Annotated in this window: 11 protein-coding genes and 2 pseudogenes; 4 read left to right on the top strand and 9 right to left on the bottom strand. The window is 74.3% G+C overall.

Annotated features, from left to right (window positions below):
* Both ABT023_RS19815 and ABT023_RS19810 read right to left on the bottom strand, forming a co-directional pair.
* Nucleotides 1-466, bottom strand: a pseudogene (locus ABT023_RS19815) (hypothetical protein); the annotation flags it as partial.
* 294 nt (nucleotides 467-760) lie between these two features.
* The gene (locus ABT023_RS19810; RefSeq protein ID WP_350887658.1) at nucleotides 761-2260 is read right to left on the bottom strand and encodes an aminopeptidase P family protein; all 1500 of its coding nucleotides are present in this window, start codon (nucleotides 2258-2260) and stop codon (nucleotides 761-763) included.
* Nucleotides 2261-2371: 111 nt separating this feature from the next.
* On the opposite strand from ABT023_RS19810, the gene asnB reads away from it, so the two are divergent.
* Entirely contained in the window at nucleotides 2372-4333 is a 1962-nt protein-coding gene (gene asnB / locus ABT023_RS19805; protein ID WP_350887655.1) for an asparagine synthase (glutamine-hydrolyzing), read from the top strand.
* Nucleotides 4334-4392: 59 nt separating this feature from the next.
* Here asnB and ABT023_RS19800 read toward each other — a convergent pair whose 3' ends face one another.
* Nucleotides 4393-5523 (bottom strand): lytic polysaccharide monooxygenase, encoded by a 1131-nt coding sequence (locus ABT023_RS19800; protein ID WP_350887653.1) that lies wholly within the window; start codon nucleotides 5521-5523, stop codon nucleotides 4393-4395.
* Nucleotides 5524-5959: 436 nt separating this feature from the next.
* Here ABT023_RS19800 and ABT023_RS19795 point away from each other — a divergent pair, with 436 nt between their 5' ends.
* Nucleotides 5960-6895, top strand: coding sequence for a PfkB family carbohydrate kinase (locus ABT023_RS19795; RefSeq protein ID WP_350887650.1), 936 nt, complete (start codon nucleotides 5960-5962; stop codon nucleotides 6893-6895).
* Nucleotides 6896-6926: 31 nt separating this feature from the next.
* On the opposite strand, the gene ABT023_RS19790 is transcribed toward ABT023_RS19795, so the two are convergent.
* Nucleotides 6927-8147 (bottom strand): multidrug effflux MFS transporter, encoded by a 1221-nt coding sequence (locus tag ABT023_RS19790; protein ID WP_350887675.1) that lies wholly within the window; start codon nucleotides 8145-8147, stop codon nucleotides 6927-6929.
* Nucleotides 8148-8323: 176 nt separating this feature from the next.
* Between ABT023_RS19790 and ABT023_RS19785 the strand changes: the two genes are divergently transcribed.
* Nucleotides 8324-8770 carry a MarR family winged helix-turn-helix transcriptional regulator gene (locus tag ABT023_RS19785; protein ID WP_350887647.1) on the top strand — a complete coding sequence of 149 codons (447 nt, stop codon included), beginning with the start codon at nucleotides 8324-8326 and terminating at the stop codon, nucleotides 8768-8770.
* Between the two features lie 10 nt (nucleotides 8771-8780).
* Here ABT023_RS19785 and ABT023_RS19780 read toward each other — a convergent pair whose 3' ends face one another.
* Nucleotides 8781-9611, bottom strand: a complete 831-nt coding sequence (locus tag ABT023_RS19780) for an MBL fold metallo-hydrolase (RefSeq protein ID WP_350887644.1) — start codon at nucleotides 9609-9611, stop codon at nucleotides 8781-8783.
* A gap of 86 nt (nucleotides 9612-9697) precedes the next feature.
* Nucleotides 9698-10096, bottom strand: a pseudogene (locus ABT023_RS19775) (thioesterase family protein); the annotation flags it as partial.
* A 60-nt stretch (nucleotides 10097-10156) separates the two neighbouring features.
* On the opposite strand from ABT023_RS19775, the gene ABT023_RS19770 reads away from it, so the two are divergent.
* Nucleotides 10157-11239, top strand: a complete 1083-nt coding sequence (locus tag ABT023_RS19770; protein ID WP_350887642.1) for a phosphatase PAP2 family protein — start codon at nucleotides 10157-10159, stop codon at nucleotides 11237-11239.
* A 121-nt stretch (nucleotides 11240-11360) separates the two neighbouring features.
* Here ABT023_RS19770 and ABT023_RS19765 read toward each other — a convergent pair whose 3' ends face one another.
* The 3 genes from ABT023_RS19765 to ABT023_RS19755 are packed head-to-tail and all read right to left on the bottom strand — an operon-like array spanning nucleotide 11361 to nucleotide 13682.
* Complete coding sequence (locus ABT023_RS19765; protein WP_502890720.1) at nucleotides 11361-12851, bottom strand: PH domain-containing protein; 1491 nt, start codon at nucleotides 12849-12851, stop codon at nucleotides 11361-11363.
* The gene (locus ABT023_RS19760) at nucleotides 12848-13429 is read right to left on the bottom strand and encodes a PH domain-containing protein (protein WP_502890719.1); all 582 of its coding nucleotides are present in this window, start codon (nucleotides 13427-13429) and stop codon (nucleotides 12848-12850) included. The genes ABT023_RS19765 and ABT023_RS19760 overlap by 4 nt, the downstream gene beginning before the upstream one ends.
* Nucleotides 13430-13451: 22 nt before the next feature.
* Nucleotides 13452-13682, bottom strand: a complete 231-nt coding sequence (locus ABT023_RS19755; protein ID WP_350887640.1) for a hypothetical protein — start codon at nucleotides 13680-13682, stop codon at nucleotides 13452-13454.
* Between the last annotated feature and the right edge of the window lie 205 nt (nucleotides 13683-13887).

Below are 13887 nucleotides of genomic sequence, written 5' to 3'. Positions count from 1 at the left end.
GTTCGTTGTTGGCCCGTACCACCGCTTCGACCAGTGCGTCGTCGTCGCAGGGCACCTCACGAACCCGGCCCTCCTCGTCACGCTCACCCCGGCCGCCCCGGTCCTTGCCGGACTGGTCGTCCTTGCCGGGCCGATCGTCCTTGCCGGACGAGTCGTTCTGGCCGGACCACTCGGCATCGCTCCAGTCGTCCTGCTTGCCGGGATCCCGGCCGCCGTTCTCCTTGCCGCGTTCCTCGTCGGCCCGGCCGGCGTCGCTGACGTTCTGCTTCGCGGTGGCCGAGTGCTGATCCGACAGTCGGTTCGCGTCGTCGGACTTGTCGTCGCGGGTGGCCAGTCCGCCGAGCGCCGCCAGACCGACGACGCCGGTCAGGCCGGCAACACCGGTGGCGACCCAGAGAGCCCGCCGTCGTTTCGTCGGCGGGGTGTCGTGCACCCCGCCGCCGGGAGTCGTTTCGTCGTTGGACATCAGAACCTTCCGCCCTCTCCTGCTACCAGACGGGGCCGCACCGCCCGAAGGGGCGCGACCAGCTACAAATCGGTTGCAGCCTTCTGATCCCCACCGTATGAGAGCGTTCCTCACGAGGAGGACGTATCCGAAAAAACCCCGCATTGTTCTCGGATCGGGCGGGAGTCCGCAGTCGGGTGATGCCGTGCACGAAGGTGCCGCAGGGGGAAACGGCGGCGGGCCCCGCCACCGGTGCCGTCGACGGTCGAAACGTCGCGTACCGGCGGCGGAGCCCGCCGTGGTCGTACCTGAGGATCAGCCGGGCAGGCGCGGACCCGCCTCGCGCTGCTCGGCCAGCCACGTCTCCACCTCGTCGGCCCGGCGCGGCAGCCCGGCCGAGAGGTTGACCGCGCCGGTCGCGGTCACCAGCACGTCGTCCTCGATCCGGATGCCGATGCCGTGCAGCTCCTCGGGGACCAGTTCGTCCTCCGGCTGGAAGTACAGCCCCGGCTCGACGGTGAGCACGTAGCCCTCGCCGAGCGCGCCGTCGCGGTACGTCTCCTTGCGGGCGTTCGCGCAGTCGTGCACGTCGATGCCGAGCATGTGGCCGAAGCCGTGCAGCGTCCACCGGCGGTAGACCGTCGACTTCTCGTCCATCGCCTCGTCCACGCTCACCGGCAGCAGGCCCAGGTCGCGCAGGCCCTCGGCCAGCACTCGCATGCACGTCAGCTGGACGTCCTTGAACTGCACCCCCGGCCTGATGAGGTCGATGCCGGCCTGCTGGGAGGCGTACACGATGTCGTAGACCTGCCGCTGCAGCGGGGTGAACCGGCCGTCGACCGGGAGCACCCGGGTCACGTCGGCGGTGTAGAGGTTGCGGTTCTCCACGCCCATGTCCATCAGCAGCAGCTCGCCCGGCCGGGTGACGCCGTGGTTGTGCACCCAGTGCAGGATCGTGGCGTGCTCGCCGGCCCCGACGATCGAGCCGTAGCCGACGTCGTTGCCGTCGTGCCGGGCGCGCAGCGCGAAGATCCCCTCCAGCAGCCGCTCGGAGACCGCCCGGTCGGCCGGCAGCACCCGGGCCACGTCCTCGAAGCCCCGCACGGTGGCGTCGATCGCGTCCTGGAGCTGGGCGATCTCCCACTCGTCCTTGATCAGCTTGGCCTCGGAGATCGCGATCGCCAGCTCCCGGTCCCGGGCGGGCTGCCCCTCCTCGCGCGGCCCGTCGTACGGGCGCACGGCCGAGTCCACCCGGGCGTCGAAGCCACGCAGCACCCGGGTACGCCCCGGCGCCAGCTCGGCCAGCGCCGCGTCCAGCTCGGTCAGGTCGGCGGTGGGCAGGCCCAGCTCGGTCGACTTCTCGGCCAGGGTTTGCCGCCGGCCCACCCACAGCTCGCCGTGCCGGCTGCGGAAGAACTCGTCGGTCTCCCGCGAGGACCGGGGCCGCGTGTACAGGGTGGCGTCGTGGCCCGAGCCGTTCGGGCGCAGCACCAGCACGCCGTCCGGGTCGTGGTCGCCGGTCAGGTACGCGAAGTCGCTGCCCGGTCGGAACCGGTACTCGGTGTCGTTGGCGCGTACCTTCTCCTCGCCGGTGGGGATCACCAGCGTCTCGCCCGGGAAGGCCGCGGAGAGCGCGGCCCGCCGCTTGGCGTGGTTCGGCACCTCCACCCGGGGGCCGACCGGTAGGGCCGTGTCCCGCCAGCCCTGGCGCATGAACGACAGGAACGCCTCCGGGAAGTCCGGGTCGTGTGACTCGGTGCCGTCCACAGGCTCGGTTCCGCCCGTAGGCTGGTCGCCCGCTCGCTTCTCGCTCATGATCCGCTCCCTCCGCCACGCCGCTGGCCCAGACGCTACCCCTCGCGCGCGGATGTGGAGTGCCTGCGGTGCCTGCGACATCGGTCCCGGCCGCGTGGAAAGATGACCGGCATGTGCGGACTCCTGGCCTTCTTCAGCGCGAACGGCAACGCCGCCGCCCACCGCGACCACATCGCGGGGGCGTTGGAGTGCCTGCACCACCGCGGACCGGACGAGACAGGTGTCGAGGTGGTGGGCGACGCGACCGGCCAGTACGCGGACGGGGTGTTCGGGCACAAGCGGCTCGCGATCATCGACGTGGCGTCCAGCCACGAGCCCCTGCCGTACGCGGGCGGACGCTACCTGCTGACCTTCAACGGCGAGATCTACAACTACATCGAGCTGCGCGACGAGCTGGTGCGCACCTACGGGGCCCAGTTCGCAACCGCCGGCGACGGCGAGGTGATCGTCGCCGGCTACCACTTCTGGGGCGAGCAGGTGCTCACCCGGCTGCGCGGCATGTTCGCGTTCGTGATCTGGGACCGGCAGGAGCGCCGCGCGTTCGGCGCCCGCGACTACTTCGGCATCAAGCCGCTGCACTACCTGGAGACCGCCGACGGGCTCTACCTCGCCTCGGAGAAGAAGGCGCTGCTGCCGTTCGCGCAGTCCGCGTACGCCGGGGACGCCGGGATCGACCCGGCGAACCTGAGCCACTACCTGACCCTCCAGTACGTCCCGGAGCCCGGCACCCTGCACCGGGGGATCAACCGGATCGGCTCGGGGGAGTACCTGACCTGGACCCCGGGCGGCCGGATCGACGTGCGCCGGTGGTACCGGCCGGTGTTCCGGCCGGCCCCGGTCAGCGACGAGCAGCGGCTTTACCACGAGATCCGGGAGACGCTGCGCGAGAGCGTCCGGATGCACATGCGCTCGGACGTGCCGGTCGGCTCGTTCCTGTCCAGCGGCATCGACTCCACCGCCGTGGTCGCCCTGGCCCGGGAGTTCAACCCGAACATCCTCACCTTCACCGTCGGCTACGACGTCCCCGGGTACTCGGAGATCGACGTCGCCCAGGAATCGGCCCAGCACCTCGACGTGACCATCATGCCGACCAAGATCGGGCCGCAGGACATGATCGATGCCCTGCCGAAGATCGTCTGGCACCTGGACGACCCGGTGGCCGACCCGGCGCTGGTGCCGCTGTACTTCGTGGCGAAGAAGGCCGCCGAGCACGTCACCGTGGTCCTCTCCGGCGAGGGCGCCGACGAGTTCTTCGGCGGGTACACCATCTACCGGGAGCCGCTCTCCCTCGGCACGGTCAACGGCCTGCCCGGCGGGGTGCAGAAGGGCCTGCGCGCGGTCTCGAAGGCCATCCCGCAGGGGGTGAAGGGCAAGAGCTTCCTGGAACGCGGCACCACCCCGATCGAGCAGCGCTACTACGGCAACGCCCGGATGTTCACCGAGGAGGAGAAGCAGCACCTGATGCGCCGCTACGACCCCTCGGTGCGCTACACCGACGTCACCGCCCCGATCTACGCCGAGTGCGCCGAGCTCGACGACGTCACCAAGATGCAGTACGTCGACCTGTACACCTGGCTGCGCGGCGACATCCTGGTCAAGGCCGACCGGATCTCGATGGCGCACTCGCTGGAGGTCCGGGTGCCGTTCCTGGACCGGGCGGTGTTCGACGTGGCGGCCACCATCCCGGTGGACCTGAAGCTCCCGCCGCGCTCCGATGCCACCAAGTACGCCATGCGCCAGGCCCTCCAGGGCGTGGTGCCCCCGGCCATCGTCAACCGCAGGAAGCTCGGCTTCCCCACCCCGACGCGGGTGTGGCTGCGCGGCGAGATGTACGAGTGGGCCCGCTGGGTGATCTCCAACTCCGGCGCGGGCGAGCTGATCGACCTGTCGTACGCGATGCGGCTGCTGGAGGAGCACAAGCGGGAGGAGGCCGACCACTCCCGCAAGGTGTGGACGGTGCTGATCTTCTGCATCTGGCACGCGATCTTCGTGGCCAAGACGCTCGACCCGGGCATCCAGCGCAACCAGTCCGCGCTGCTGACCAAGCCGGTGGTCGGCTCCATGGTCCGCTGAGCCGGTGAGGAGGCCCCCTGCCGCCGCGTGGCAGGGGGCCCCGGTTCACCCGGGCTGGGTCACGCCCGGGCGCAGCTCACCGTGGGCAGGGCGTTGGCCCCGGGGCTGTTGGCGAGGAAACCGAACGAGGTCGTCCCCTCCGGGGCGACCGTGCCGTTCCAGGCCGCGTTGGTCACCGTCGTGGTCGACCCGGACGTGGTGTACGAGCCGCTCCACAGGCTGTTGACCGTCTGACCGCTGGGCCAGACCAGGGTCGCCTTCCAGCCGGCGAACGGCGTCGCGCCGTGGTTCATGATCGTGACCTCGCCCTGGAATCCGCCGGACCAGGCGCTGACCACCTTGTAGACCGCCATGCAGTCCCCGCTGTGCGGCGGCGGAGTGGTCGGGCTCGGCGGCGGGCTGGTCGGGCTCGGCGGGGGAGTCGTCGGGCTCGGCGGCGGGGTGGTCGGTGCGGGGGTGGTGGGGTTGGGCGAGCCGCCGTTGCCTACCCCGGTGACCTCGCCGTTGCCCCCGTCGAAGGCCACGTCGGAGCAGCCGAAGAAGTTCTCCTGGCTGTCCGAACGGACCCAGCGCGAGTAGATGATGTGCCGGCCGCTCTTGTTCGACGGCAGGTTGCCGCTGAAGTAGTAGTGCCCCTCGTTGGTGCCCACCCCGCCGTTCTGCGGCGGGTTGGTCACCGTGAGGAAGGGCTGCTCCTCCAGGTCGCTCCAGGCCAGCGCCCGGGTCGGGCTCCAGCTGTCCTTCGTCACGTAGAAGTAGAAGGTGCCCGGGTGGTGGGCCCAGTTGCTGTACTTGAAGTTGTGCCGGGCCCCGGCGGTCAGGTGGGTCAGCGGCCAGTCGGTGCGGGCCAGGTCGTACCCGGTGTAGCCGGGGTTGCCGCCGCTGCACAGCTTGCCGTCGGGGATGAAGCCGACGGTCCGGCCGCCGGCGTCGGAGCGCAGCACGCTGAACCAGTTGTACAGCGAGTTCGCCCCGCTCTGGGCGACCGCCGCCGTGCAGGCCGGGTTGATCGGCTTGATCTCACCGGTGGGGCTGAGGCCGTCCTTCCAGCACAGGTAGGTCCGGCTGCCGGGGGTCATCGCGGCGCCGTGCGCGACGGCGGGGTCGGGCCCCGCCGTCAGGGCGACGGCGCCCATGAGAAGAGTGGCGGCCGCGGTGAGCAACGCGGCCGTACGCGAACGGTGGGACACGGGTTCTCCTCACTCGCGGGACGCGGGCGCCCCGCGGGCAACGCGGGGCGGCAGTGCCGCCCGCCCCGCTGTGACGCGGATACGGCGGTCGAGGCGGACGTGCCCCGGCGGATGGCCGGCGTACGTGCGCCGTCGCGGTCCGACTCGCGGACCGGTGCCCTCGCGTGGATGTGAACCCGGCGCCGGCGGCACGGCAGCCCCCGCACCGCCCGGCAAGCGCCATCCCACCACGGACGCCGACGGCGCGCAATAGCTGGTGCTCGATGTGTCAGTTCGGCGAGGTGCTCGCGGCCGGGCGGCGGCTGGGTCTCGCAGCCCCTCGCCTCGCCCGCCCGCCGGTAGGCCAATACGGTGGCTTCAGCGCTCGTCGTGGCGCGTACTGTGCCAGCCTGGTACGACAAGATCGTTCGACGCGCGGCGTGGACGGAGGACCGGAATGGGATACGCGGTGGTGCTCGGCGAGGCACTGGTCGACCTGCTCGACACCGAGTACGCCGGCGAGCCGGTCTACCGGCAGGCCGTCGGCGGCGGGCCGCTGAACGTGGCGGTCGCCGTCGCCCGGCTCGGCGGTGCGGTGCAGTTCGTCGGGTCGCTCGGCGACGACGTCCTGGCCGGGCGGATCCGCGACTTCCTGACCGGGGCGGGCGTCGGCCTGGCCGGGGTGGCGACCGTTCCCGTCCCGACCGCGCTGGCGGTGGCCACCTTCGCCGGTCCCGAGCCCGACTTCCGGTTCTACGGCGAGCCGCCCTCCTACGGCCTGCTCGGTCCCGACGACCTCGACACCGAGCTGGTCGCGGGCGCCGACGTCGTCTACTGCGGGTCGATCGTGCTGCTCCGGCCGCCGGTGCTGGCCGCCGCGCGCCGGGCCTGGGGGATCGCCCCCGGGCTGCGGGTCTTCGACCCGAACGTGCGGCCCCGGCTGCTCGACGGGCCGGCCGCGCTGGCCGGCCTGCGCGAGACGGTGGCCGAGTTCGCCGCCTCCGCCCACCTGGTCAAGCTGAGCACCGCCGACGCCGAGCTGCTCTACCCCGGCGAGCCGGTCGAGGGGGTCGCGGCGTACCTGCGCGAACTGGGGGCTTCGACCGTGGTGGTCACCCTCGGCCCGGCCGGCGCGGTGATCGCCGCCGCGGGCGCCGATCCGGTACGCGTGCCCGCGCCCAGGGTGCGCGCGGTGGACGCCACCGGCGCCGGCGACTCGGTGATGGGGGCGCTCGTCGCCGACCTGCTGGTCGACGGCGAGCCGACCGATCCGGCCGACTGGCACCGGCGGGTCGCGTTCGCGCTGCGGGTCGCCGGGCTGGTCTGCGAGTCCCCCGGCGGCGCGGTGGCCATGCCCACCCGCGCCGAGGTGCTACGCCGCTTCGCCGGCTGATCCCGGCCGGCTCCGGCCCGACCCCGGCTGCCTACGGCCGACCGGACCGGGCCAGGGTGAGCACGGCGGCCAGGGAGAGCGCGGCGGCGCCGGCCAGCACCGCCGCCATCGGCACGGCGCTGCCCTCGCCGCCCAGCCCGACCAGCGGAGCGGCCAGCGCGCCGATCACCGACTGGAGCGCCCCCAGCAGCGCGGCGGCCGTGCCGGCGTGGCCGGCGTGCCGGTCCAGCGCCAGCGCCGTGCTGTTGGGCATCACCATGCCGATCGTGCCGACGAAGACGAACAACGCCACGGCGAGCGGCCACAGGCTGCCGGCCACCGCGCCGGTCAGCACGCCCACGGCGGCCACGGCGCCGACCAGCAGGGTGGCGACCAGCAGGACGCGCGGGCTGAACCGGTCGAGCAGCCGGGCGTTGGCCTGCCCGGCGGCGACCAGGGCGAGCGCGTTGAGGCCGAAGATCAGGCTGAACGTGCCGCTGGAGACGCCGAAGACGTCCTGGAGGACGAACGGCGAGCCGGAGATGTACGCGAACAGGGCGGCGAAGGCCAGCCCCTGGGTCAGCACGTACCCGAGGTAGACCCGGTCGGTCAGCAGCGACCCCATGGTCCGGGCGATGCCGGCCAGGCCCCCGGTGCTGCGCCGCTCGGCGGGAAGTGTCTCGGGCAGCCGCCAGGCCGCCGCGGCGGCGAGCAGCAGGCCGATCACCGCGAGGGTGACGAAGACCGCCCGCCAGGACCCGAACCGCAGCACCAGGCTGCCGACGCCGGGCGCGGCCACCGGGGCCACCCCGAAGATCAGGGTGAGCCGGGAGAAGTACTTCGCGGCGGCCCGGCCGGCGTACAGGTCGCGGACGATCGCCCGGGCCACCACCACGCCGGTGCCGCCGGCGAAGCCCTGCATGAAGCGGGCCGCGGCGAGCGTGCCGGCGTTCGGGGCGACCGCGCAGACCAGGGCCAGCAGCGCGTACCCGACCAGGCCGACGAGCACCGGCCGGCGGCGGCCCCACCGGTCGCTGAGCGGGCCGGTGACGAGCTGGCCGAGGGCCATGCCGATCAGGCAGGTGGTGAGCGAGAGCTGGATCTGCGCCTGGCTGGCCCTCAACTCGTCGGCCATGGCCGGGAACGCCGGCAGGTACATGTCCAGCGAGAGGGGGCCGACGGCGGTGAGCGCCCCGAGCAGCACCAGCAGTCCGATCCCGGTGCCCCGGTCGGCGGCCCCCGATCTCGGTGCCCCGGCGCGCCGGGGCGGCACCCCGGGTGCCGCAGTCCGCCCGCCGGGGGCCGGTACGCCGGAGCCCCGCCGACCGGTGACCGGCGTCGGACTGCCGGTCGACTGCACCACACGCGCCACGGGGCCCCCAGAAGAAGTCGGATCCGGGTAACCTTAGCTCTGTCATCAGAGATATTGCGCTGTGAAGTAGGTGACTCGTGTCCACCGACGAGACCCCCGCGCGGCTCGGCGCCGCCGTGGCGGAGCTGCACCGGCTGCTGCGCCGCTCGACCCTCGGGCGGGCCAACCGGCCGGCGCTGCCGGAGGCGCAGGTGGAGTTGCTGCTGGTGGTCCGCGCCCACCCGGACATCAGCGTCAAGGAGACGGCCCGGCGGCTGGGCACCGCGCCGAACACGGTGAGCACCCTGGTCGGCGACCTGGCCGGCGCCGGGATGCTGCACCGCGAGCGGGACCCGGGTGACCGGCGGCTGGTCCGGTTGCGCCTCACCGACGCCGCGCGGCAGCGGATGGCCGACTACGAGCGGCACCGCGCCGAGCTGCTCGCCGCCGCCCTCGCCGCCCTCGACCCGGCCGCCCGCCGGGCCCTGACGGAGGCCCTGCCCCACCTGACCCGCCTGGCCGCCCTCATCAGCCCCGCCGACTGACCCGGTCGGGTCAGACGGTGCCGTCGAGTTCGGCGTAGCCCCGGCGGGCCGCGAACAGGGCGGCGCGGGCACCGAAGGGGGCCTCGGCGGCCACCCGTTCCGGCGGGGCGCCCCCGGCGTGGCCGACCCGGATCAGCCGGGCCAGCTCGACCAGTTCGCCGTGCTGGGCCCGGACGAACTCCGGGTCGACCAGCTCGCCGTGCCCCGGCACGACGACCGTGCCCGGGGTGGTCAGCCGCAGCAGCTCGGCCACCGCGTCGGGCCACCGCAACGGGTACGACTCCTCGAACGCCGGCGGCCCGCCCTGCTCGACGAGGTCCCCGGCGACCAGCACGTCCGCGTCCGGTACGTGCACCATCAGGTCGGCGTCGGTGTGCCCGTGCCCCGGATGGCGCAGCAGCACCCGCCGGCCCCCGACGTCCAGCACCGTCTCCCCGCGAACGACATTCGTCGGGGCCAGCAGCGCCGTGCCGGCCAGCTCGACGGCCAGCCCCGGCCGCTCGCCGCGCATCTCCTCGTACGCCGCCCGGCGCAGCTCGTCGGGGCGCTCGCGCAGCGCCGCGGCGGCGACCTCGTGCGCGTACACCGGGCGGGGCGGGTCGGCGGCGAGCGTGGCGTTGCCGAAGCAGTGGTCGAAGTGGTGGTGGGTGTTCACCACCGTCCACGGGTGCGGGGTGACCGCACGGGCTGCGGCGGCCAGCTCGGCGGCCTGCCCGGCGGTGGAGAGGGTGTCCACCACCAGCGCCGCGCCGTCGCCGACGACCAGCGTGACGTTGACGTCGAGCAGTGGCTCCCGCAGCACGTGCACCCCGTCGGCGACCTCGACGAACCGCAGCGTCACGACCCGGCCGCCGCCGCGCGGTCACCACCGGGGCGACCGCCGGCCGGAGCGTCGGCGGGCCCCCCGCCGGCCGGCGCGCCGGGCCGGGCCCCGCCGGCCCGTTCGACGAAGCGCTGCCGGTCGACCAGCACGCGGTCCACCAGCCCTCGGGCGACGGTCTCCGCGCCGTCGGTGACGCTCACCTCGAACCGCAGCCGTCGCCCGTCGACCGTGGCGAGCCGGGCGTGCGCCGCCACCGTGCGGCCGACCGGGGTGGGGGCCAGGTGGTCCAGCTCGACCCGGAGCCCGACCGTGGTCCGGCCCGGCGGCATGCCGCCGGCGGTGGCCGCGACCGTGGCCGCCTCGACCAGGGCGAGCACCCGGGGGGTGCCCAGCACCGGCACGTCGCCGGAGCCGAGGGCCCGCGCGGTGTCGGCGTCGGTCACGGTCAGCTCGACCCGGGCCGACAGGCCCGGCGCGAAGGATTGCTCCGACTGCTCCTGCATGCGCCCACCCTAGGTGGTCGCCGTCGGCGGGTCGCGGTGCCGCCGTTAACCTGGACGGCGATGGCCGTCGTGACTGACCCACAGACCCCCGCCCCCGCCGGACCGCCCGCGCCGCCCGCCCCGCCCGACGGCGGTCGCCGCCGGGTGATCGCCATGTCGGTCTGGACCGTCGCCTTCGTGGCCGGCTGGCTCGGCATCGGCCTGCCCACCGACCCGGCGTACGCGTTCCTCTGGATCTGGGCGGGCACCGTCGCCTGGAACTCGCACCGCCCGTGGCGCGCCCACCTGCTGTTCGCCCGGGACTGGGTGCCGGTGGTGCTCCTCCTCGCGGCCTACAACCTGTCCCGGGGGTTCGCCGACAACGGCGCCACCCCGCACGCGATGGAGCTGATCGTCGCCGACCGGTTCATGTTCGGCTGGGCGACCGGCGGCGAGGTGCCGACCGTCTGGTTGCAGGAGCACTTCTACCGGCCCGAGGTGCGCTGGTGGGACGTGCTCGCCAGCTGGGTCTACTTCTCCCACTTCGTGGTGACCCTCGCCGCCGCCGCGGTGCTCTGGATGCGGAATCGGCGCCGGTGGGCCGCGTACATGCGGCGCTTCGGATTCCTCTGCGCGGCCGGGCTGGTCACCTACTTCCTCTACCCGGCCGCCCCGCCCTGGTGGGCGGCGCAGAACGGCCTGCTCACCGAAGTGGCCCGGATCTCCACCCGGGGCTGGAAGGCGTTCGGCATGCACGGCGCGGGCAACCTGCTCAACGCCGGGCAGGTCGCCTCCAACCCGGTGGCCGCGATGCCGTCGCTGCACACCGCGTGGGCGCTGTTCGTGGTGCTGTTCTTCCTGGGGGCGACCCGCCGCCGGTGGTGGCCGCTGCTGCTGGCGTACCCGCTGGCGATGACCTTCACCCTCGTCTACTCCGGGGAGCACTACGTCATCGACGTGCTGGTCGGCTGGGCGTACGTGGGGATGACCTTCCTCGTGGTCGGCCTGGCCGAGCGCTGGTGGGCGGCCCGTCGGTCGCGCCGGTCGCCTGTCGGGCCGGAGCCGACCGGCGACCCCCAGGGCGGTCCGGAGCCGACGGGCGGCCCTCCGGAGCCGGTCGGGACCGCCGCCGGCGATCCTCCTGCGGTCCCGGCCACCCGCTGAGGCCCCTGCACGGGCTGCCGTCGGACCCGTTGCGGCCGGGTGTCCCGGCCGTGCGCTGAGGGTCCTGCGCCGGCTGCCGTCGGACCCGTTGCGGCCGGTGTCCCGGCCGCGCTGGGCCGGCTCAGCCGGGGTTGCGGCTGGCCTGCGCCCGCGCGGTCAGCTCCGCCGCCAGCCACCACGCCTCGGCGAGGTCGCGGTCGAGGGCGGCGGCACCCGCGCCGCCCGCGGTGTCCGCGTGCACGGTCGCCAGCCGCAGCCGCCGCTGCGCCGGGCCCTGGGTCACCCGCACGCTCTGGATCCGCGCGTACGGCACGAGGGTGAGCTGCCGGGTGATCAGCCCGGACCGGGCGGCGAAGACCCGTTCGTCGAGCCCGGCGCCGACGGCCCGGCGGCTCAGCGGGCGCAGCCACCGGGCCCGGGCCGGCGGGAGGCTCGTCGCCAGCCCGCTCAGCCGCACCCCCGGCAGCACCTCCGTCACGATCCGTTCCCCGGTGTGCGCGTCGCCCACCGGCAGCAGCCGGTCGGGCCGGTTCCGGTCGTCCGGTTCGCCGGCCGCGTAGCCGGCCACCTCCAGCCGCAGCCGAAGCCAGCCCTTGGCGCGCCAGAGCAGCGGCCAGGTGACCCCGACCGTCTGCACCCGGCTCAGCGGCACGGTCTGCGCCCGGGTCTCCAGCAGGCCGTTGCGGATCCGCAGGGTGCCCTCGTCCCGGGCCAGCCGGAAGTTCCAGTCGTCGAGGACGCGGCGTACCGGTTGCAGCAGCACGCCGGCCATCGCGGTGAGGGTGCTCGCCACCGCGATGAACGACCAGGAGCCCTCGGAGAGGAACTGGGCCACGACGAAGGCCACGCCGAGGGGGAGCAGGAACGCCTGCGGGGTGAGCAGCTGGCTGACCAGCAGGTCCCGATTCGACACGCCGTGCAGCGCCCGCCCCGGCGGGACCGGCGAGGCCGCGTGCTCCACCCCGGGTCCGTCCGTCGCCGTGGTCGCCGGCTGGGGCCCGGGGGCGGCCCCGGTGCCGGCGAGCGCGAGCAGTCGCTGCCGCAGGGCGGCGGCCTCGGCCACCCCCAGGTACGCCAGTGGCGCCTCGGTCTTCCCGCCGCCGACCACCTCCAACCGCAGCTCGGCCAGCCCGGTGAGCTGGGCGAGCAGCGGGCGGACCACCTCGACGGCCTGGAGGCGCTCCAGCGGGATGGCCCGGGTGCGCCGCCAGAGCAGGCCCTCGTACACCCGCAGCTCGCGGCCGACCACGTGGTAGCCGGTGTTGTACCAGCTGACCACCGCGAGCACGGTCGCGCCGAGGGCCAGCACGACCACCATCGCCGCGAACCAGCTGAAGCCGACCCGGGACAGGGTCGACCAGGACAGCCCGGCGATGACCACGACCAGCGACTTGGCCCCGTGCAGCGCGGGACTCAGCGGATGCAACCGCTGCCGGGGCTCCCCGCCCCCGGCCTGCTGGTCAGGGAGCTGCTGCCCCGGCCCGCCGGGCGGGGCGACGGCCTCCTCGGGCCCGTGCGGGGGGCCGGTGGGCGGCACGGCGGGCGCGGGGGTCGGGAACTGCGGGGGGTGGGGGGCGCCGGTGGGGTCGGTGTGGTGCTGGCCCTGGCTCACAGGCCCTCCGCGCGGTCCTCGCCGAGCGCGGTGAGCCGGTCGCGCAGCCGGGACGCCTCCGCCGGGCGCAGTCCCGGCACCCGGGCGTCGCTGGCCGCGGCGGCGGTGTGCAGCTGCACCGTGGCCAGGTCGAAGGCCCGCTCCAGCGGGCCGGCGCTGACGTCGACGAACTGCATTCGCGAGTACGGCACGATGGACAGCCGGCGGACCAGCAGCCCGTGTCGCACCAGCAGGTCGTTCTCGCGCTCGGCGTACCCCCAGACATGCACCGCGCGCATGATGGCGACGATTCGCCACGCGCCGGCCAGCACGACCGCGCCGAGGGCGGCGCCGAACAGCCAGTGCCCGCTCAACGCCCAACCGACGGCGAGACCCAGCAGCAGCACCCCGAGCAGCCCCGCCAGCCGCAGCAGCTCCACCCAGATCAGGTCGCCGGACACCGGTTGCCACCGCACGGTGTCCGGCCACGGCTCCAGCGGGCCCGGCGGGAACGGCGCCGACCGGGCCGGGGCCGGCGGTGGCGCGGGGTGCGGGCCGGGTGGGACGGCCGGTGGGCCGCCGACCGGGTCGCCGGTCACCGGGAGGGTCCGCTCTGCGCGTTCACCAGTCGAGCGTAGGCGATCCGGCCAGTGGCGTGACCTCCCGAAGGAAGCCGCGTGCGTCGAGGAAGTCGCCGAGTGAGGCCCGGTGGTCGGCGCAGGCGAGCCAGGTCTTGCGCCGGTCGGCGGTGTGCAGGCGGGGATTGTTCCAGCGCAGTGCCCACTCGGCGAGCGCGCGACAGCCTCGGGCCGAGCAGATCGGTGCCGCGTCGGCGGGGAGGGGGAGGCTCATCCGGGCCAGTCTAGGCGCGCGGCGAGAAGACTGAGCGCCGGGCGGCCACGGGGGGAGCCGCCCGGCGACGGGGTGAATGGTACACACGCCGGACCCCCTGGTGTAAACCCGTGATCGGCGATTCGGGACGGTGGGACGGCGTGGCGGAAAACGGCTTCTCCCCGCCTCGGCACTCAGCCGGGCATGCGAGTCTTGACACGCACCA

This window comes from Micromonospora sp. NPDC002296 (genome assembly GCF_040296145.1).
Lineage (GTDB): Bacteria > Actinomycetota > Actinomycetes > Mycobacteriales > Micromonosporaceae > Micromonospora.
This window is presented reverse-complemented; position numbering and strand designations above follow the sequence as displayed.

Excerpts from the sequence above, each read along its gene's own strand:
- ABT023_RS19810 (WP_350887658.1), bottom strand. The coding sequence starts at position 2,260 with ATGAGCGAGAAGCGAGCGGGCGACCAGCCTACGGGCGGAACCGAGCCT.
- asnB (WP_350887655.1), top strand. The coding sequence starts at position 2,372 with ATGTGCGGACTCCTGGCCTTCTTCAGCGCGAACGGCAACGCCGCCGCC.
- ABT023_RS19795 (WP_350887650.1), top strand. The coding sequence starts at position 5,960 with ATGGGATACGCGGTGGTGCTCGGCGAGGCACTGGTCGACCTGCTCGAC.
- ABT023_RS19770 (WP_350887642.1), top strand. The coding sequence starts at position 10,157 with ATGGCCGTCGTGACTGACCCACAGACCCCCGCCCCCGCCGGACCGCCC.
- ABT023_RS19755 (WP_350887640.1), bottom strand. The coding sequence starts at position 13,682 with ATGAGCCTCCCCCTCCCCGCCGACGCGGCACCGATCTGCTCGGCCCGA.